Origin of the sequence: Streptomyces sp. NPDC014801 (assembly GCF_043082085.1) — a bacterium.
Taxonomy (GTDB): Bacteria; Actinomycetota; Actinomycetes; order Streptomycetales; family Streptomycetaceae; genus Streptomyces.
Map to the genome: position 1 here is coordinate 67,252 of NZ_JBIBXG010000012.1, position 19,137 is coordinate 86,388.

Annotated in this window: 17 protein-coding genes and 1 tRNA gene; 8 read left to right on the forward strand and 10 right to left on the reverse strand. The window is 71.4% G+C overall.

Features of this window, described 5'->3' with window-relative positions:
* Positions 1 to 23: 23 nt before the first annotated feature.
* Positions 24 to 446 (forward strand): hypothetical protein, encoded by a 423-nt coding sequence (locus ACF1AL_RS28095; RefSeq protein WP_391827984.1) that lies wholly within the window; start codon positions 24 to 26, stop codon positions 444 to 446.
* A gap of 23 nt (positions 447 to 469) precedes the next feature.
* On the opposite strand, the gene ACF1AL_RS28100 is transcribed toward ACF1AL_RS28095, so the two are convergent.
* Complete coding sequence (locus tag ACF1AL_RS28100) at positions 470 to 886, reverse strand: DUF6924 domain-containing protein (RefSeq protein WP_384212815.1); 417 nt, start codon at positions 884 to 886, stop codon at positions 470 to 472.
* Positions 887 to 1,300: 414 nt separating this feature from the next.
* Positions 1,301 to 2,683 carry a cystathionine beta-synthase gene (locus ACF1AL_RS28105; RefSeq protein ID WP_384212812.1) on the reverse strand — a complete coding sequence of 461 codons (1,383 nt, stop codon included), beginning with the start codon at positions 2,681 to 2,683 and terminating at the stop codon, positions 1,301 to 1,303.
* 159 nt (positions 2,684 to 2,842) lie between these two features.
* Here ACF1AL_RS28105 and ACF1AL_RS28110 point away from each other — a divergent pair, with 159 nt between their 5' ends.
* The 3 genes from ACF1AL_RS28110 to ACF1AL_RS28120 all read left to right on the forward strand — a co-directional run bounded on the left by ACF1AL_RS28110 (position 2,843) and on the right by ACF1AL_RS28120 (position 6,451).
* Positions 2,843 to 3,850, forward strand: coding sequence for an SGNH/GDSL hydrolase family protein (locus ACF1AL_RS28110; protein WP_391704691.1), 1,008 nt, complete (start codon positions 2,843 to 2,845; stop codon positions 3,848 to 3,850).
* Positions 3,851 to 4,140: 290 nt separating this feature from the next.
* The gene (locus ACF1AL_RS28115) at positions 4,141 to 5,361 is read left to right on the forward strand and encodes an acetyl-CoA C-acetyltransferase (protein WP_391780662.1); all 1,221 of its coding nucleotides are present in this window, start codon (positions 4,141 to 4,143) and stop codon (positions 5,359 to 5,361) included.
* A 280-nt stretch (positions 5,362 to 5,641) separates the two neighbouring features.
* Positions 5,642 to 6,451, forward strand: coding sequence for a hypothetical protein (locus ACF1AL_RS28120; protein WP_391780661.1), 810 nt, complete (start codon positions 5,642 to 5,644; stop codon positions 6,449 to 6,451).
* A gap of 190 nt (positions 6,452 to 6,641) precedes the next feature.
* On the opposite strand, the gene ACF1AL_RS28125 is transcribed toward ACF1AL_RS28120, so the two are convergent.
* Positions 6,642 to 6,953 (reverse strand): hypothetical protein, encoded by a 312-nt coding sequence (locus ACF1AL_RS28125; protein ID WP_366835700.1) that lies wholly within the window; start codon positions 6,951 to 6,953, stop codon positions 6,642 to 6,644.
* A 102-nt stretch (positions 6,954 to 7,055) separates the two neighbouring features.
* Between ACF1AL_RS28125 and ACF1AL_RS28130 the strand changes: the two genes are divergently transcribed.
* Positions 7,056 to 7,280 carry a DUF4287 domain-containing protein gene (locus ACF1AL_RS28130; RefSeq protein ID WP_366835699.1) on the forward strand — a complete coding sequence of 75 codons (225 nt, stop codon included), beginning with the start codon at positions 7,056 to 7,058 and terminating at the stop codon, positions 7,278 to 7,280.
* A gap of 94 nt (positions 7,281 to 7,374) precedes the next feature.
* Here ACF1AL_RS28130 and ACF1AL_RS28135 read toward each other — a convergent pair whose 3' ends face one another.
* The 3 genes from ACF1AL_RS28135 to ACF1AL_RS28145 all read right to left on the reverse strand — a co-directional run bounded on the left by ACF1AL_RS28135 (position 7,375) and on the right by ACF1AL_RS28145 (position 9,950).
* Positions 7,375 to 8,271 (reverse strand): Bax inhibitor-1/YccA family protein, encoded by an 897-nt coding sequence (locus ACF1AL_RS28135; protein WP_391827986.1) that lies wholly within the window; start codon positions 8,269 to 8,271, stop codon positions 7,375 to 7,377.
* A 238-nt stretch (positions 8,272 to 8,509) separates the two neighbouring features.
* A complete protein-coding gene (locus ACF1AL_RS28140; RefSeq protein WP_391821143.1) occupies positions 8,510 to 9,685 on the reverse strand; it encodes a 4-hydroxybenzoate 3-monooxygenase in 1,176 nt (391 codons plus the stop codon).
* 181 nt (positions 9,686 to 9,866) lie between these two features.
* Positions 9,867 to 9,950, reverse strand: a tRNA-Leu gene (locus tag ACF1AL_RS28145).
* 474 nt (positions 9,951 to 10,424) lie between these two features.
* On the opposite strand from ACF1AL_RS28145, the gene ACF1AL_RS28150 reads away from it, so the two are divergent.
* Together ACF1AL_RS28150 and ACF1AL_RS28155 are read left to right on the forward strand one after the other, a co-directional pair.
* On the forward strand, positions 10,425 to 11,198 hold the full coding sequence (locus ACF1AL_RS28150; RefSeq protein ID WP_366835696.1) for an ABC transporter ATP-binding protein: 774 nt from the start codon (positions 10,425 to 10,427) through the stop codon (positions 11,196 to 11,198).
* Entirely contained in the window at positions 11,198 to 13,729 is a 2,532-nt protein-coding gene (locus ACF1AL_RS28155) for an ABC transporter permease (RefSeq protein ID WP_391827987.1), read from the forward strand. The genes ACF1AL_RS28150 and ACF1AL_RS28155 overlap by 1 nt, the downstream gene beginning before the upstream one ends.
* A 65-nt stretch (positions 13,730 to 13,794) precedes the next feature.
* Here the strand turns inward: ACF1AL_RS28155 and ACF1AL_RS28160 are convergent, their stop codons facing one another.
* Both ACF1AL_RS28160 and ACF1AL_RS28165 read right to left on the reverse strand, forming a co-directional pair.
* Complete coding sequence (locus ACF1AL_RS28160; RefSeq protein WP_384212795.1) at positions 13,795 to 15,087, reverse strand: class I SAM-dependent methyltransferase; 1,293 nt, start codon at positions 15,085 to 15,087, stop codon at positions 13,795 to 13,797.
* Between the two features lie 106 nt (positions 15,088 to 15,193).
* A complete protein-coding gene (locus tag ACF1AL_RS28165) occupies positions 15,194 to 15,358 on the reverse strand; it encodes a hypothetical protein (RefSeq protein ID WP_391704703.1) in 165 nt (54 codons plus the stop codon).
* A 72-nt stretch (positions 15,359 to 15,430) separates the two neighbouring features.
* Between ACF1AL_RS28165 and ACF1AL_RS28170 the strand changes: the two genes are divergently transcribed.
* Positions 15,431 to 16,093 (forward strand): DUF1326 domain-containing protein, encoded by a 663-nt coding sequence (locus ACF1AL_RS28170; protein WP_391704706.1) that lies wholly within the window; start codon positions 15,431 to 15,433, stop codon positions 16,091 to 16,093.
* A 101-nt stretch (positions 16,094 to 16,194) separates the two neighbouring features.
* Here ACF1AL_RS28170 and ACF1AL_RS28175 read toward each other — a convergent pair whose 3' ends face one another.
* Together ACF1AL_RS28175 and ACF1AL_RS28180 are read right to left on the reverse strand one after the other, a co-directional pair.
* A complete protein-coding gene (locus tag ACF1AL_RS28175; RefSeq protein ID WP_366835692.1) occupies positions 16,195 to 17,583 on the reverse strand; it encodes an NAD(P)/FAD-dependent oxidoreductase in 1,389 nt (462 codons plus the stop codon).
* Between the two features lie 494 nt (positions 17,584 to 18,077).
* Entirely contained in the window at positions 18,078 to 18,983 is a 906-nt protein-coding gene (locus ACF1AL_RS28180; RefSeq protein ID WP_391827988.1) for a DUF2382 domain-containing protein, read from the reverse strand.
* Positions 18,984 to 19,137: the final 154 nt, after the last annotated feature.

Below are 19,137 nucleotides of genomic sequence, written 5' to 3' on the forward strand. Positions count from 1 at the left end.
GGACCACGCGACGGGAGACGCTGATGGACGCGCACGACACGGAGCTGAAGAAGGAACTCAACGCCACCCTGCACGCGCGCAGGGAGCTCGGCGAGGAGTACGAGTCGGCGCTGGTCGACTCCTTCCTGGAGAAGGTCGACCAGCGCGTCGACGCCGCCGTGGACCGCCGGGTGCGCCGGCAGCTCGCCGAGCAGCAGATGGCGCAGGCCCGCGACGCGCGGTCCGCGACGCCCACGGACTCCTTCGCCGAGCGGTTCGGCTTCGGCCTCGTGTCGCTGGTGCTCGCCATCCCGCTGTCCGCGATCGGCGCCACCCAGGCGCACCTGCCGGGCCTGATCGTCGCCTGGGCGGGCATCGTCGGCGTCAACGCCGTCCAGGCCGCCCGCTCCAACGCCGCACTGTTCGGCCGCCGCAGGCGGGAGAAGGACTCCGACTGGCAGGAGTGAACCGCCCCCGCCCGGCGGGTGGTTCAGCCGTCCCCGAAGCCGCGGAAGGTGCCGGAGGCGTCGGCCGCGTCGGCGTAGTCGGCGAAGTCGAGGTTGGCGATCGACAGGTTCGCCGCCATGTCCGCGTACCAGCGCACCGGCACCCGGAAGGTGCGGCCCGGCTCGTCGTGGAGGTCGACGGCGAGCAGCGGGAGTTCGGGGTCAGTGAGGGTGGTGGCGTCGGCCAGGAAGACCTCGCAGATCCGCTCGTCCTCGGCCGCCGCGTTCTCCTCGTCGAGCAGCGCCGCGACGCTCGCCCCGGCGAACCGGGGGTCGCTGACCCGGGTGGCGGTCTCGTCGGCGGAGTCGAGCTGCGCGCACAGCGCGTTCCAGGCGGTCTCGTCGGAGAAGTCGGTGCGCAGGACGAGCGTCGCGAGGTCGTCGGGCTGGGGAAGGGCCATGCCGGTGATCCTCTCACCCGGCACCGGCGGCGACGGCCGCGCAAGAACACGGAAGCGTCCCGGATCAGTTCCGGAAAAGTAATGCGCGGGGACCGCCGCACCCCCGTTGCCGGGGGGCGGGACGACGGCGGTCCCCGCGAGGGACGCGGGCCGGGTCAGGGCCGGGCTCCTGCGTCCGTGGCGTCGAGGGAGGTCCGGGAGCCGCTCCGGAGGTCCGTGACGCCGTTTCGCGCCGGCCTGGAAGGGGGAGCCGCTCCCCTTCCCTGCCGACACCCACTACTGTGCCGGAGCCGTGTTAAGCGGGTGCTGCGCGGACGTGACGCCCTCGTACCACTTCCGCGACGGCCCGATCGGCCCAGGTCACCCCGAGTTCGCCGCCGCAAGCGGCGGTTCACCCGGGGTTCACCGCGTCGTTCAGCCCTTGGCGAGGAACGCGAGCAGGTCCTGCCGGGAGACGACCCCGGTCGGCTTGCCCTCGACCAGCACGATCGCCGCGTCCGCCTTGCCGAGCACGCTCATCAGGTCCCCGACCGGCTCGCCGGAGCCGACCTGCGGCAGCGGCTCCGACATGTGCTTCTCCAGCGGGTCCTCCAGGGAGGCCCGCTTGCTGAACAGCGCGTCCAGCAGCTCCCGTTCGACGACCGAGCCGACCACCTCGGCGGCCATCACGTCCGGGTGACCGGCGCCGGGCTTGACCACCGGCATCTGCGAGACGCCGTACTCGCGCAGCACCTCGATGGCCTGCCCGACGGTCTCCTCGGGGTGCATGTGCACCAGGGACGGGATGGCGCCGTGCTCCTTGTCGTTGAGCACGTCGGCGACGCGGGCGCTCGGGCCCTCGTCCTCCAGGAAGCCGTAGTCGGCCATCCACTCGTCGTTGAAGATCTTGCTGAGGTAGCCGCGCCCGCTGTCCGGCAGCAGGACGACGACCACGTCGTCCTCGGTCAGCCGCTCGGCCACCTTCAGCGCGGCGACGACCGCCATGCCGCAGGAGCCACCGACGAGCAGCCCCTCCTCCTTGGCGAGGCGGCGGGTCATCTGGAAGGAGTCCTTGTCGGACACGGGGACGATCTCGTCGGCGACGGTGCGGTCGTAGGCGGTCGGCCAGAAGTCCTCACCGACGCCCTCGACGAGGTACGGCCGCCCGGAACCGCCGGAGTACACCGAGCCCTCCGGGTCGGCGCCGATGACCTTCACCTTGCCGTCGCTGGCGTCCTTCAGGTAGCGGCCGGTGCCGGAGATGGTGCCGCCGGTGCCGACGCCCGCCACGAAGTGGGTGATCTTCCCCTCGGTCTGCTCCCACAGCTCGGGGCCGGTGGAGTGGTAGTGCGAGAGCGGGTTGTTCGGGTTGGAGTACTGGTCCGGCTTCCACGCACCCGGCGTCTCGCGCACCAGCCGGTCGGAGACGTTGTAGTAGGAGTCGGGGTGCTCCGGCGCGACGGCGGTCGGGCAGACGACCACCTCGGCGCCGTAGGCGCGCAGCACGTTGATCTTGTCGGTGCTCACCTTGTCGGGGCACACGAAGATGCACTTGTAGCCCTTCTGCTGGGCCACGATGGCGAGCCCGACGCCGGTGTTGCCGCTGGTCGGCTCGACGATCGTGCCGCCCGGCTTGAGCTCGCCGCTCTGCTCGGCCGCCTCGATCATGCGCAGGGCGATGCGGTCCTTCACCGACCCGCCCGGGTTGAAGTACTCCACCTTGGCAAGGACGGTCGCCTTGATGCCCTTGGTCACGCTGTTGAGCCGCACCAGCGGGGTGTTGCCGACGAGGCTGATCATCGAGTCGTGGAATTGCACCGTTGTCTCCGGATGCTGCAAAAGATGTGGTCGTAGTGTCCCGCCAGCCTATGGCCTCACCGGCATCCATGACGGGCGTTCACTCTTCGTCGAGATTGGGCGACGGTCCGTACGGGGCAAGGAGTGGGTGAGGGCGCTTCGAGGAGGTGGCGGCGACGCATGACGAGCATGTCGAGGGCGCGGGTGGCCCGGCGCATCGCGGCGGGCGCCGCCTATGGCGGCGGCGGGATCGGGATCGCGGGCGCGGCCCTGGTGGGGCTGCTGGTGGCCGAGGCGCAGATGGCGCGCCGGCACGTGGGCAACGGCACGACGAACCACGTCCCGAACGCCGAGGGGCTGTACGGCCTGTCGTACGACACGCCGGGTGAGCCCCCGCTGCGGCTGCTGATGCTCGGCGACTCCACCGCCGCCGGGCAGGGCGTCCACCGGGCCGGGCAGACCCCGGGCGCGCTGCTGGCCTCGGGGCTCGCGGCGGTCGCCGAACGGCCGGTGCAGCTGCGCAACGTCGCCCTCCCCGGTGCCCGCTCCGACGACCTGGAACGCCAGGTCCGCCTGGCGCTGGCCGGTCCCGGGCCGGTGCCCGACATCTGCGTGATCATGATCGGCGCGAACGACGTCACCCACCGGATGCCGCCGACCCGCTCGGTGCGCTACCTGTCGGCGGCGGTACGGCGGCTGCGCACCGCCGGCGCGGAGGTGGTCGTCGGCACGTGCCCGGATCTCGGCACCATCGAGCCGGTGCAGCAGCCGCTGCGCTGGCTGGCCCGGCGGGCCTCGCGGCAGCTGGCGGCGGCGCAGACGATCGGGGTGGTGGAGCAGGGGGGCCGCACGGTGTCGCTGGGCGACCTGCTCGGCCCGGAGTTCGCGGCGAACCCGCGCGAGCTGTTCGGGCCCGACAGCTACCACCCCTCGGCCGAGGGCTACGCGACGGCGGCGATGGCGGTCCTGCCGACGGTGTGCGCGGCGCTGGAGCTGTGGCCGGCGGAGGAGGAGCGGCCGGACGTGACGCGCCGCGAGGGGATCCTGCCGGTGGCGAAGGCGGCGGCGGAGGCGGCATCGGAGGCCGGCACGGAGGTCGCGGCGGCGCGGGGGCCCTGGGCGGTGCTGAAGCGCCGGCGGCGGCGACGCGTCCCGGAGCCCGCGGCACCGGCGACTCCGTCGGTATAGGGGGTACCCGGCGACGGGCGAGGGGCACGCCCGCGGCGGCGCGTCCCGGGCGGACGGCGACCGCAACTCCCCAGGGGCGCGGGGAACTGCGCGACCAGCCACCCACCCAGCCGCAAGACGACAACGAACCCGGCACCCCTCGCACCCCATACCCGCACCGCCGTCGGAGACAAAAGCAAGCGCTTAGAAAGTTGCGGTCAAGGTCACACCGCGCCCCCCGTGACCCGGACCATACGTGGGGGTAACTTCCCAGGAAGTCCGCCCGATCCCCGTACGCCCATGGAGCCGTGATGCCCGAAGCCGTCATCGTCTCGACCGCCCGCTCCCCCATCGGCCGCGCCTTCAAGGGCTCCCTGAAGGACCTGCGCCCGGACGACCTGGCCGCCACGATCATCCAGGCGGCCCTCGCCAAGGTGCCCGAGCTCGACCCCCGGGACATCGACGACCTGATGCTCGGCTGCGGCCTCCCCGGCGGCGAGCAGGGCAACAACCTCGGCCGCGTCGTCGCCGTACAGATGGGCATGGACCACCTGCCCGGCTGCACGATCACCCGCTACTGCTCCTCCTCGCTGCAGACCTCCCGCATGGCGCTGCACGCCATCAAGGCCGGCGAGGGCGACGTCTTCATCTCGGCCGGTGTCGAGACGGTCTCCCGCTTCACCAAGGGCAACTCCGACAGCCTCCCGGACACGCGCAACCCGCTGTTCGCCGAGGCGGAGGCCCGCACCGCGGCCGTCGCCGAGCAGGAGGGCACGACCTGGCACGACCCGCGCGAGGACGGCCTGCTGCCCGACCCGTACATCGCGATGGGCCAGACCGCCGAGAACCTCGCCCGCTGGAAGGGCGTCACCCGGCAGGAGATGGACGAGTTCGGCGTCCGCTCGCAGAACCTCGCCGAGGAGGCCATCAAGAACGGCTTCTGGGAGCGCGAGATCACCCCGGTCACCCTCCCGGACGGCTCGGTCGTCTCCAAGGACGACGGCCCCCGCGCCGGCGTCACCCTGGAGGGCGTCCAGGGCCTGAAGCCGGTCTTCCGCCCCGACGGCCTGGTCACCGCCGGCAACTGCTGCCCGCTGAACGACGGTGCCGCCGCGCTGGTCATCATGTCGGACACCAAGGCCCGGGAGCTGGGGCTGACCCCGCTCGCCCGGATCGTCTCCACCGGCGTCTCCGGCCTGTCCCCGGAGATCATGGGCCTCGGCCCGGTCGAGGCGAGCAAGCAGGCCCTGCGCCGGGCCGGCCTGACCATCGACGACATCGACCTGGTCGAGATCAACGAGGCGTTCGCCGCCCAGGTGATCCCGTCCTACCAGGACCTCGGCATCCCGCTGGAGAAGCTGAACGTCAACGGCGGCGCCATCGCCGTCGGCCACCCCTTCGGCATGACCGGCGCGCGCATCACCGGCACGCTCATCAACTCGCTGCAGTGGCACGACAAGCAGTTCGGCCTGGAGACCATGTGCGTCGGCGGCGGCCAGGGCATGGCGATGGTCATCGAGCGCCTCAGCTGACCTCTGCCACCTCTGTGTGACCGCCGGGGCACCATCCGTGACCCCATGGCCCGGAGTCCGCGAACTCAAGCGGCTCCGGGCCGTTTTGTGATCCAATCTCCCCCATGATGTGACCTATATCCCTCTGCCACGGGAAACTCGCAGGTCATGGACGGCACATCAGTCACCGGTGACCCAACACCCTGTCCGTTTCGTGACGTTACGCACTGACAACTTGATGGTCCACCCTTCAAGCTGATGTAGGAAGTCGGGGGTCGACTGTGAACCTGGGAGTACGTCAGTGAGCGCCATGCCGATCGCGTTGCTGGTCACCACGGCCGCCACGGGCGCCGTGGGCCTCGCCGTCCTGCGCACCCTCGTCCTGCTGCGCAGGCAGGTGGCGGCCCTGCAGACCCAGCTGGCCGAGAACCACTCCGGGACCCACGGGCTGCTGCCCGCCGCCAGGGCCGCGACCGAGGCCGACGAGATACGCGCGGCCGTGGCCGAGGCGCTCGCCGAGGAGCGCGAGCGCGAGCTTGCCGAGGCGCGGGCGTTCTGGGCGGCCCAGGAGGCGCGGGACGCCTCCGACGCGCCCTCCCTGCTGGGCCTGGCCGACGGTGAGCTGTTCCTGCCCCGCCAGGCCGACTTCGTGGGCCTGGAGCCGGTCGCCGAGCACGGCCCGGAGGCCGACGAGTTCTCCCCCAAGGACTTCGTCCAGGGAGGCACCCCCGGCGAGTCCCCCGAACTGGCCGCCGCCCGCCGCCGGCACCCGTCCCACCCGGACTTCGTGCCCATGCAGTCACCGGTCGTGAACGACCATGAGCGCACGGTGTCGGTGCTGGAGGAACTGGCCGCGGACCGTGTGGAACTGACCGATGTTCGCCCGGGTCCGCTCGGCACCCTCGACGTCTACGTCTTCGCCGACGGGACGACCCTGTGCATGACGCCGGGTCACCGTGACACGGCGGACCGCCTCGCGGCCGCCCTCCGGGCCGGCGAGACGCCGTACCTCCTCGGCGGCTCGGGCATCTCGGGCGCGTACACCCTGACCTTCGCCTGCGGCGAGGAGAACGTCTACATCCTGGCGGACCGCGTCATCGCGAGCCTGTGACGGCCGCGGCGCGGCAGGCGCCTCGGACGTGACGGCCCCGGCCCGGCAGGCGCCTCGGACGTGACGGCCCCGGCCCGGCAGGCGCCTCGGACGTGACGGCCCCGGCCCGGCAGGCGCCTCGGACGTGACGGGCCCTCCGGCAGGCGCCTCGGACGTGCCGGCCGGTGACGGCCGGGGTGCGGCGGGCTTGTCAGACGCCCGCCCTCTTCTGGGCCTCCTCCACCAGCCGCACCGCCTCGTCCACGTCCTCCTGCGTGGTCAGCACCAGGGCCAGATCCCGCCCGGCGACGGTCACCTGATCGGCGGCGGCGAACATCCCGGCGTCCGGCATCTCCCGCGGCTCGCTCCCCGGCGACTCCACCGTCTGCGTCCACCGGGCCAGCTCCCGGGCCAGGGCCAGCGCCTCCGCGGCGGCCCCCCGTTGCAGACGCGACTGCGGTGCGGCCCGCAACCGATCGGCGAAGTGATCAACTGCTCGGGTCAGAGACGTCGTATCCACCACGGCGCGAGCCTACGCGCCCGCTCGGGACTGTTGCCAACGGGCGAACACTCAGGCACGGTGACCTGAAGGACCGGCTTACATCCCCTGCGTCCGGAGGCGCCGATGTCCCACGTCCTCTCCGAGGAGACCCACCGCAACATTCTCGCCCGCATTCCGCACTGCACCGGTCGTGAGATCGCCGACTGGCTGCGCACCGTAGAAGAAGGACCCGCCCTCCGCTTCGAGGAGAAGGTCAGCTGGCTCCGGCACGAGCACGGTCTCGCGTACGGGCACGCCAAGGCGATCATCCATGAGTACGAACTGAGGAGGGCCGCGCGGAGGCTCTGACGGCCCGCGCACAGTCGTCGCACGCGGAAGGGCCCCGGGATGTGCTCCCGGGGCCCTTCCGCTGTCAGCCGGCCGAGGCCGGGTCCGCGTGGACTCAGTCGTTGCTGCTGAAGATCGCCACCAGGCGCAGCATCTCCAGGTAGATCCACACCAGCGTCATGGTGAGACCGAACGCGGCCAGCCACGCCTCGTTGCGCGGGGCGCCGTAGGCGATGCCGTCCTCGATCTGCTTGAAGTCGAGGGTCAGGAAGAACGCGCCGATCAGGATCGCGATGATGCCCACGACCGCGCCGAGCGGGCCGAAGCTGCGCAGACCGCCGTCCTCGGCGACGCCGAAGACCACCAGCAGCATGTTGACGGCCATGACCAGCACGAAGGCCAGGGCGATGGCCATGCCCACGCGGGCGTAGCGCGCCGTGACCCGGATCCAGCCGGCCTTGTACACGATCAGCGTGGCGGCCGAGACCGCCATGGTGCCGAGCACCGCCTGGAAGGGGGCACCGCTCCACGCGGCGTTGTACATCTTGCTGATCACGCCGAGGAAGATGCCCTCGAAGGCCGCGTAGCCCAGGATCAGGGCGGGCGACGGGGTGCGCTTGAAGCTCTGCACCATCGCCAGGACGAAGGCGACCAGGGCCGCGCCGATCGCGAGGCCGTAGGAACCGGACGAGGCCGGCAGGACGGCCCAGGCGAGGACCGCGCCGAGCACGACCACGCCGAGCGTGGTGGCCGAGCGGACGACGACGTCGTCCATCGTCATCCGGCCGGTGCCGGCCGGGGCCTGCGGGGCGCCGTACTGCGTGTCCTGCTGGGCGTAGGGGTTGGTCGCGTACGGGTTCTGCGCGTAGGGGTCGCCGCCCTGGGCGTACGGGTTGCCCTGGGCGTAGGGGTTGCCCTGTGCGTACCCGGCCTGCGGTGCGGTGTTGAAGCCCGCGTAGCCGTTGTCGCGGCTGAACCCCCGTCGCGAGAAGACCGGGTTGCTGCTCCTCATCTCACTCCTCCATGGCCACCGTGCGTGGCCTTGGCTCAAGAGTAATGGAAAGGCAAAGGATCGACCCTAATACCTGGGAAGGATCTTTCCCGCCCTGTGCTGCGCAACACGCTACGCGCAGGCGTGATTCCCGCCACGGGAGGGCTCGATTCATGACGGATCCGGTACCCGTCCGGAACCGGCCGGAGATCATCGGCGGCCGTCGGCCACGCGGCGGGCGGCCCGGCGGGCGCCCGGGTCAGTCGAGCGGGAAGCCCGTGTAGGCCTCGGCGAGGTCGGTCTCGGCGGCGCGGTGGCCGGCGATGCGTTCCAGCCGGGCGAGCTGGAGCCGGTCGTCGAAGGAGGTGGCGGCGGGGTCGCGGTGCAGCAGGGTCGTCATGTCGTACGAGAAGCGCTCGGCCTGCCAGACACGGCGCAGGCAGGTCTGCGAGTAGGTGTCCAGCAGCTCGGCGGAGCCGGTCTCGCGCCGGTGGACCAGCGCGCGGGCGAAGGTGACGACGTCGCCGACGGCGAGGTTGAGGCCCTTGGCGCCGGTCGGCGGCACGATGTGCGCGGCGTCCCCGGCGAGGAAGAGGCGGCCGTACCGCATGGGCTCGTGGACGAAGGAGCGCATGGGGGTGACCGACTTCTGGGTGATCGGGCCGCGGTGCAGGCGCCAGTCGTCGGCGGTCTCGAAGCGGCGCTCCAGCTCGTCCCAGATCTCCTCGTCGGCCCAGCTCTGCGCGTCGGTGCCGGCGGGGACCTGGAGGTAGAGGCGGGACACCGACGGGGACCGCATCGAAAGCAGGGCGAAGCCGCGGTCGTGGCGGGCGTAGACCAGCTCGTCGTGGCTGGGGGCGACGTCGGCGAGGATGCCGAGCCAGGCGAAGGGGTACGTCCGCTCGTGGACGCGGGAGAGGTCGGCCGGGATCGCCTTGCGCGACACGCCCCAGAAGCCGTCGCAGCCGACGACGTAGTCGCACTCCAGTACGTCCTCGCGCCCCTGACGGCGGAAGCGCACGCGCGGGTGCTCGGTGTCGGCGTCCTCCACGGCGAGGGCCTCGGCCTCGAACAGCAGGGGGCCGCCCTCCTTCAGCCGGAGCGCGACGAGGTCCTTGCAGACCTCGGTCTGGGCGTAGACCATCACCGACTTGCCCCCGGTCAGCGAGGGGAAGTCCACGCGGTGGCGCCTGCGGTCGAAGCGCAGCTCGATGCCGTCGTGGCGCAGGCCCTCGCGGTCCATCCGCTCGGCGGCGCCGGCCGCGCGCAGGACGTCCACCGTGCCCTGCTCCAGGATTCCGGCGCGCTGGCGCTGTTCGACGTAGGCGCGGTCGCGGCTCTCCAGGACGACCGCGTCGATGCCGGCGTTGTGGAGCAGCCGGGCCAGGACGAGGCCGGCCGGACCGGCGCCGATGATGCCGACGGTGGTGCGCATCGGGCGTTCCCTTCGCGTGGGCGGCACTGCCGCGGTCGATGCGGTGAGCGTCTGGTTCGTCTGGTGAACTTTTCTTCACTCACGTCGGACGCGAGTCTGCGCCCGCCGTTCACCCGCTGTCAACGGGTACGCGGGGACACGCAAAGGGGGAAGGGTGCGGTCGGCGGCCGAGGGTCGGAGGTGCCCGGAGCCGGACTTGAACCGGCACGCCCGCGAAGGGGCAGCGAGGTTTAAGCTCGCCGTGTCTGCATTCCACCATCCGGGCAGGCCATGGGCTCCGCATCGAGACTCCGAGCCTATCGGGAGACCTCCCGCCGCCAGTGGGGGGCCGGCCCGATGTTGTCTTATTTTATTGAGGTCTGAGGGAGCATCAGCCACCGGAACGCGCCGTCCGCACTTGCCAACAGCCTCCCGTGTGACGGCCCGTCGCGTACGCGAAATGACGGAATTTCACCGTCCGAACGAGGGTGCGCCACCGGTTCTTGACGTCGCCGCCCCGCCCGCCTTCCCGGGGACCGCCGCCCCGCCTTCCCGGGGACGGCCGCCCCGCCTGCTGAGCAACGGTCCCGCCCCGCCTTCTCAGGGACGGCCGTCATCCCCAGGTATGACAGGCCCGCCCCGCGTCCGACCGCAGTCGCCCCCGGGAACCGGAACAGCGGGTGACTACACGGCGGGAAGCCGACGGAACGATGGAACACGTCCCTTCGAGCACCGTCGTATCCGTGAGGAGTGCCTTCCCGTGACCACCACACCCGTCGCCGGCCGGACCAGCGCCGCCGTGGCCGCCCGTGCCACGGACCTGTCGAAGATCTACGGCCAGGGCGAGACCCAGGTGGTCGCCCTCGACCGGGTCTCGGTCGACTTCCACCAGGCCCAGTTCACCGCGATCATGGGCCCCTCGGGCTCCGGCAAGTCCACCCTGATGCACTGCGTCGCGGGCCTGGACACCTTCTCCTCCGGCTCCGTGCGCATCGGCGACACCGAGCTGGGCGCCCTGAAGGACAAGCAGCTCACCAAGTTGCGCCGGGACAAGATCGGCTTCATCTTCCAGGCGTTCAACCTGCTGCCGACGCTGACCGCGCTGGAGAACATCACCCTTCCGATGGACATCGCGGGCCGCAAGCCGGACAAGCAGTGGCTGGACACGGTCATCGAGATGGTCGGCCTGTCGGGCCGGCTCGGCCACCGCCCCTCGCAGCTGTCCGGCGGCCAGCAGCAGCGCGTCGCGGTCGCCCGCGCGCTCGCCTCCAAGCCGGACATCATCTTCGGCGACGAGCCGACCGGAAACCTCGACTCCCGCTCCGGCGCCGAGGTGCTGGGCTTCCTGCGCAACTCCGTGCGCGAGCTGGGCCAGACCGTCGTCATGGTCACCCACGACCCGGTCGCCGCCGCCTACGCCGACCGCGTCGTCTTCCTCGCCGACGGCCGCATCGTCGACCAGATGATCCGCCCCACCGCCGAAGCGGTCCTCGACTTCATGAAGCAGTTCGACGCGAAGGGCCGCACCAGCTGATGTTCCGCACCGCGCTGCGCAACGTCCTCGCGCACAAGGCCCGCCTGCTGATGACCGTCCTCGCCGTGATGCTCGGCGTGGCGTTCGTCTCCGGCACCCTCGTCTTCACCAACACCATCTCCCAGGCGTACGAGAAGAGTTCCGCCAAGGGCTTCGACCACGTCGACGTCGCCGTCGAACCCCGCTCCAAGGCCGACACCGGCAACACCGTCGGCAAGCGGCCCGAGCTGACCCAGGCGCTGCTCGACACCAGCGCGAAGGTGCCCGGCGCCGCCTCCGCGATCGGCGTGGTCAACGGCTTCACCGCCATCGCCGACCAAAGCGGCAAGCTCATCGGCGGCGGCTTCCGCACCGAGGGCGGCAACTACTGGGGCGCGAAGGACCCGCGCTACCCGCTCGTCGAGGGCCACGCGCCCACCGGCAAGGACCAGGTCCTCATCGACGCCAAGACCGCCGAGCGGGCCGGCTACGAGGTCGGCGACACCGTGCGGATCTCGGTCGACGGCCCCGTCCTGACCCCCACCATCACCGGCGTCTTCACCACCGACGACGGCAACGTCGCCGCCGGCGGCAGCCTCGCCCTGTTCGACACGGCCACCGCGCAGCAACTCTTCGGCAAGCCCGGCACGTACGACGAGATCGACGTCCAGGCCGCCCCCGGCACCTCCCAGACCGCGCTGCAGGCCGCACTGGAGCGGGCGCTGCCCCAGGACGCCGTGGAGACCACCACGGGCAAGCAGCTCGCCGACGACCAGGCCCGGATGATCTCCGCGCAGATGGGCGGGATGCAGCAGGCGCTGCTGGTGTTCGCCGGCATCGCCCTCTTCGTGGGCACCTTCATCATCGCCAACACCTTCACCATGCTGGTCGCCCAGCGCACCCGGGAACTCGCCCTGCTGCGCGCCGTCGGCGCCTCCCGCCGGCAGGTCACGCGCTCGGTGCTGATCGAGGCCTTCGTGGTCGGCACGGTGGCCGGTGTGGCCGGCCTGGCCGCGGGCATCGGCATCGGCGCCGGGATGCGGTCCCTGATGGGCGCGTTCGACGCGACCGTCCCCGACGGGCCGCTGGTCATCTCCGCCACCACCGTCGTCGCCGCGCTCGCCGTCGGCGTGCTGGTGACCATGCTGGCCGCCTGGCTGCCCGGCCGGCGGGCGGCGAAGATCCCGCCGGTGGCCGCGATGAGCAGCGTGCACGCCAAGGCGACCACCAAGTCGATGGTGCTGCGCAACACCCTCGGCGCCCTGTTCGCCGGGGCCGGTGTGGCCGTGGTGCTCGCCGCCACCTCGATGAGCGCGGACGCCGCCCAGGCGCCGATGGGCCTCGGCGCGGTGCTGCTGATCATCGGCGTGTTCGTGCTGACCCCGCTGCTGTCGCGCCCGCTGATCGCGGCCGCCGGGCCCGTGCTGCGCGCGTTCGGCGTCTCCGGCAAGCTCGCCCGGCAGAACTCGGTGCGCAACCCGCGCCGTACCGCCGCCACCGCGTCCGCGCTGATGATCGGCCTGACGCTGATCACCGGGATGACGGTGATGGCGGGCAGCCTGCAGACGTCCATCGACAAGATGGCCACGGCCGCGATCCGCGCCGACTACGTCGTCTCCATGGCGAACGGCAACGAGCTGTCCCCGGACGTGGAGCGGACGCTGCGCAGCACCGGCGGCGTCACCGACGTCAGCCCGCTGCGCAACGCGCCCTCCCGCATCGACGGCCGCACCGAGTACCTGACCGGCGTCAACGGCGCCGCGATCGGCAAGCTCACCGACCTGAAGACCGACGACGGCTCCTTCACCGTCGGCGGCACGCGGGTGGTCGTCGACCAGGACACCGCGAAGGACCACGGCTGGCGGGCCGGTTCCGGCTTCACCGTGCACTACGAGGACGGCGCGGCACAGAAGCTGACGGTCGCGGGCGTGTACGAGGGCAACGACATGATCCGCGGGATCATGCTCGACACCGCCGCCCTGACCCCGCACCAGCCGGCCGGCTCGGGCGACATGCAGGTCATGGTGAAGACCATCGGCGGCGCCTCGGACAAGTCCAAGGACAGCCTGGTGAAGGCGCTCGGCGACAACCCGGCGATCAAGATCCAGGACAAGAAGGACATCTCCAACGAGCTGGCGCAGATCTTCACGCTGATGCTGAACATGCTCTACGGCCTGCTCAGCATGGCGGTGATCGTCGCCGTCCTCGGGGTCGTCAACACCCTGGCGATGAGCGTGTTCGAGCGGGCGCAGGAGATCGGCATGCTGCGCGCGATCGGCCTGGACCGCTCCGGCATCAAGCGGATGGTCCGCCTGGAGTCCCTGGTGATCTCCCTGTTCGGCGGTGTGCTCGGCATCGGCCTCGGTGTGTTCTTCGGCTGGGCGGCCGGCGAGCTGCTCGGCACGAAGATGCCGACGTACGAACTGGTCCTGCCGTGGGGCCGGATGGGCCTGTTCCTGGCCGGGGCCGCGCTGGTGGGCGTGGTCGCGGCGCTGTGGCCGGCCCGTCGTGCGGCGCGCCTGAACATGCTGCAGGCCATCAAGGCGGAGTAGCGCCCCGACGGCGCACGACGGGGCCCCGTCCGCGTGGACGGGGCCCCGTCGTGTGTCGCGGCGGGTCAGTTCCAGGTGCGGGCGCGCAGCGGCATCCCGGACGTGCCGGGGTCCGGGGTCTTCACGGCGAGGACCTGGTTGACGCCGATGCGGTTGCGCTCGAAGGACAGCGCCGAGGCGGCCATGTACAGCCGCCACACACGGGCCCGGCCGGGGCTGGTCAGCGTGATCGCGCGGTCCCAGCCGGCCTCCAGGTTGGCGACCCAGCGGCGCAGGGTGAGGGCGTAGTGCTCGCGGATCGCCTCCACGTCCCGCACCTCGAACCCGGCCCGCTCCAGCAGGGTGACCGTGGTGCCGATGGGCTGCAGCTCGCCGTCGGGGAAGACGTAGGCGTCGATGAAGGCGTCCACGTCGTACGCCGACTCGTCGCTCTGCGGGCGGCGGGCGATCTGGTGGTTGAGCAGCCGGCCGCCGGGCCTCAGCAGGGCGTACAGGTCCTGGGCGTACTCCAGGTAGCGGTCGGCGCCGACGTGTTCGGCCATGCCGATGGAGGAGATGGCGTCGAAGGGCCCGTCGCGGACGTCCCGGTAGTCCTGCACCCGGATCTCGATCCTGTCGGTCAGGCCCTCGTCGGCGGCGCGCTTGCGGGCGTAGGCGGCCTGCTCCTGGGACAGGGTGATGCCGACGACGCTCACCCCGTGTTCGCGGGCCGCGTGCAGGGCCATGGAGCCCCAGCCGCAGCCGACGTCGAGCAGGCGCTGACCGGGCTTCAGGTCGAGCTTGCGGCAGACCAGTTCGAGCTTGTCACGCTGGGCGGTCTCCAGCGTGGCGCCGGGCTCGGGCCAGTAGGCGCAGGAGTACACCATGGACGGGCCGAGGACGAGTTCGTAGAAGTCGTTGCCGACGTCGTAGTGGTGGCTGATGGCCTTCTTGTCGGTGCGGCGGGTGTGCAGGTGGCCGCGGTGGCGGCGGACCTCCTCGGCGGGCGGGGCGGGCGGCAGCGGCGGCCCGGCGAGCTTCACCAGCCCGCGCACGGCGGAGCGCACGGCCGGGTCGCGCAGGGCCTGGCCGAGGGTTCTGGCGTCCTCGCCGCGCTCCCAGATCAGCCCGGCGAGCAGGTCGAGCGCGGTGTACAGGTCGCCCTCGATGTCCAGGTCACCGGCCACCCAGGCACGGGCCAGACCGAGTTCCCCGGGTTTGAACAGCAGCCGGCGCAGCGCGCGGCGGTTGCGCACGACCAGCGCCGGGGCGCCGGGCGGACCGGCCTGTGAGCCGTCCCAGGCGCGGATACGGACCGGGAGCGGGACTCCCAGCAACTGCTCGAACAGGCGCGTGAGCCGCAGCGCGGCGTCGGCCATGGTGCAACACCTCCGTGACAAGCGATCCCGGAATGTCGTGCACCACGTAAACACCCAACCGACGGCACCGCAGTCCCCCACGCGCGTCACGGCTGGGTAAACCCTCCTAAGGGGCGGCTCGCCACAGCTCCTTGAGCGCGTCGAGGGTGACGTCGACCGCGACGTCATAGGGCACGGCGATCTTGAGCTGCTCGCGGTGCGTACCGGTCGGCGCGCAGGCCGTCCACGGCAGCCGTGGAGATCGGCGGGCGTCATCGCAAAGGGTGATCATGGCCGGTCGTTGTGGATCGGGGTGCGGGAGGCGCAGGCTGGAAGGGGGTCATCTCGTGATCGGGAGGTCGCGATGACGGAACAGAGCAGCAACGGCCCACCGCCCCCCTGGCGGCTGAAGGGCGACTGGTTCGACGTGTGCAACTGCGCCATCCCCTGCCCCTGCACCTTCGCGCAGGACCCCACCACCGGCGACTGCAACGGCGTGCTGGCCTGGCACATCCGGGAGGGCCACTACGGTGACGTACGGCTCGACGGCCTCAACCTGGTCATGCTCGCCTCGTTCTCCGGGAACGTCTGGACGGACAGCCACCGCGACCCGAAGGCCGCGTTCTTCATGGACGAGCGCGCGGACGAGCAGCAGCGGGGCGCGCTCGGAGCGATCTTCGGCGGGCAGGCCGGCGGCTGGCCCAGGCAGTTCGTGGAGATGTTCCACGGCGAGATGCAGGGCATGGACGTCGCGCCGATCACGGTGGAGGTCGACGACGACCTCGCGAGCTGGCGGGCCGAGGTGCCCGGCAAGGTCACGGCGGTCGCCGAGGCGCTGACCGGTCCGACCACCGCCGAAGGCGCCCGGGTGCAGGTCCACAACCCGCCGGGATCGGAGGTCGGTCCGGGCCAGGTCGCCACCTGGGGCCGGGCCGCCACCGACCGCGCCGACGCGTTCGGCTTCTCCTGGGACCGCTCGGGCAGGTCCAGCAAGCACTTCCTGTTCGACTGGAGCGGCCCGGACTGACCGCTCCTACGTGGAGCCGATGCGGCCCGCGTACGCCGAAGGGGCCGCCCGCACCACGGATGGCGGGCGGCCCCTTCGGGGGGTTCGGCGGACCGGGAGGGTCAGGAGGCCTTGGCCTTCTCCTCGGTCTTCACGGCGGCCGGGGCGGGAGCCGGGGCCGGCTTGGCGGCCTCGTAGAACTCCTCGCGCGGGGACTCCAGCGCGCCGAGGGAGACGACCTCGCGCTTGAGGAACATGCCGAGCGTCCAGTCGGCGAAGACCCGGATCTTGCGGTTCCAGGTCGGCATCGCCAGACCGTGGTAGCCGCGGTGCATGTACCAGGCGAGACGGCCCTTGAGCTTGATCTTCATCTTGCCCATGACGATCATCGCGACGCCCTTGTGCAGACCGAGGCCCGCGACCGCGCCCTTGTTGGCGTGGCTGTACTCCTTCTGCGGGAAGCCCCGCAGGCCGGAGAGGACGTTGTCGCCGAGCACCTTGGCCTGGCGCAGCGCGTGCTGGGCGTTCGGCGGGCACCAGGCGTTCTCGTTGCCGGCCTTGCGGCCGACGAGGTCCGGGACCTGGGCGTTGTCGCCGGCGGCCCAGATGTAGTCGGTGCCCTGCACCTGCAGCGTGGGCGCGCAGTCGACGTGGCCGCGCGGGCCGAGCGGCAGGCCGTAGCGGGCCAGGACCGGGTTGGGCTTGACGCCGGCGGTCCACACGATGGTGTTGGCGTCGACCTCGAGGCCGTTCTTCAGCACCACGTGGCCGTCGACGCAGGAGTCCATGGAGGTGGACAGGTAGACCTCGACACCGCGGGACTCGAGGTGTTCCTTGCCGTACTGGCCGAGCTTCGGGCCGACCTCGGGAAGGATCTTGTCGGCGGCGTCGACGAGGATGAAGCGCATGTCCTCGCGGGACACGTTCTTGTAGTACTTGGCCGCGTCCCGGGCCATGTCCTCGACCTCGCCGATGGTCTCGGCGCCGGCGAAGCCACCGCCGACGAAGACGAAGGTGAGGGCCTTGCGGCGGATCTCCTCGTCCGTGGTGGAGTCGGCCTTGTCCAGCTGCTCCAGCACGTGGTTGCGCAGGCCGATGGCCTCCTCGATGCCCTTCATGCCGATGCCCTGCTCGGCGAGGCCGGGGATCGGGAAGGTGCGGGAGACCGCGCCGAGCGCGATCACCAGGTAGTCGAAGGGCAGCTCGTACGCCTCGCCGACCAGCGGGGCGATCGTGGCGACCTTGCGGTCCTGGTCGATGGTGGTGACCCGGCCGGTGAGGACCTCCGCCTTGGGGAGCACGCGTCGCAGCGGGACGACGACGTGGCGCGGGGAGATGCTGCCGGCGGCGGTTTCGGGGAGGAAGGGCTGGTAGGTCATGTACGACCGGGGGTCGACGACCGTGACGGTCGCCTCTCCGTAACGCATCTTCTTGAGGATGCGCCGAGCTGCGTACAGGCCTACGTACCCACCGCCTACTACGAGGATCCTGGGACGCTCCGTGGTGCTCATGCCATCGAGTATCCACCCGGTTGGAGGGGGTGGCTCGTGCGCCCCTTCACAAGCTCCGACAGTGCCTGTGCTACACTCCGCGGCCCGCGTGACGCAGATCATGGCGGGCGACGGGAACCGTTGTCCGGTACACCCCGTTGTCAATGCCGCGTGAGCTGCCTCTCTGAGCTTCGCAGGGCACGGTGAGCGGTGCGAAACACCGCTCGGGACGCGTGATTCGAAGGCCCCTCGCACCCCCCTTCTGAACATGTTCAAAGGCCAGTTGAGCCCTCGGACGGGTGATCCGAAGGCATTCGGGGGGCCGCCGGGACGGAATTCCTTGTGAAGAACTTCACGAACTTTCCCGGCGGAGTGTCGCGGCGACCCCCCGGGGACCCGCTCAACCGGGCCCGCAGGCGCTCACCGGAGGCGGCTGACCAGTGCGGATCGCACGCGGCGGGCGCCCGGACGGGGCGCCCGCCGGCACCCGGAACGGCCCCTGGCGGGACCGTCCCCTACCGGTGCTCCGGCCCCATGCCGCGGCGTTCGCCGCCGGGACGGGAGTCGTCCGTCTCCTCGGCGGTGCCCTCGATGCGCTCCTTGCGGACGCGTCCGCGCACCGTCTCCTGCTCGGTGTGCTCCTCGGCGGTCAACCGCACCCGCTCCACCGGCACGGCCTCGGTCTCCACCACCGGCCGCTCCTCGTGCAGCACGACCTCGTGCTCCGCCTCGCCGATGTCCGGGCCGGACAGCGCGGCGTCGCGGTTGGCGTCGGTGATGGGCTCGCGTTCGACGCGCACCTCCTCGTGGCGCAGCGGAACGGTGCGCTCCTCCTCCTCGGTGACCACGTACTTGCGCAGCCGGGCGCGGCCCGTCTCACGGCGCTCGACGCCGACGTGCATGCGCTCCTCGGAACGCGTCATGGCGTCGTCCCCGGAGTCCCGGTGCGCGGCACGGGCGTCGGCGCCCGCGGCGCCCGTCATGCCCGCGGCCCCCGCCGCGCCGGCGGTCCCTGCGGCCCCCGCGGCCCCTGCGGCCCCGGTTCCGCCCTGGTGGGCCCAGCCGCCCTCGCCGGGCTGGTTGGCCCGCGACCACGACCCGTCCCAGTCGATGCCGTAGTAGTCGTAGAGCCGGTGCTCCTCGTCCTCCGAGAGGTGGCCGCCGCCGTCGACGTCGATGTGCGGGGCGTCCTTGACCTTGCTCTTGGAGTACGGGACCTCCGTGTGGCCGTCGATCACGCGGGCGTCACGGATGGGTACGAAGGTCTCGTGGCCGCCGAACATGCCGGTCTTGACCGACACCCACTCGGGCGCGCCCGTCGTGTCGTCGAGGAAGACGTGCTTGGCTTCGCCGATCTTCTTCCCGTCCTCGCCGAGGACCGGGTGGTCCAGGACGGCCGGGATCTGCTCTCTGGTGATCATGGTTCGTCTCACCCTTCTGTAGAGCGACTCCCGTGTCGGGTTCACCACCACAAAAAGGGCGAAACGAACCAATAGCAACAAAAGGCACATACTTTTCGTAAGTGCCCTGAATGCACGTCAGTGCACTACCGTCACGCCACGGACCAGGCGATGC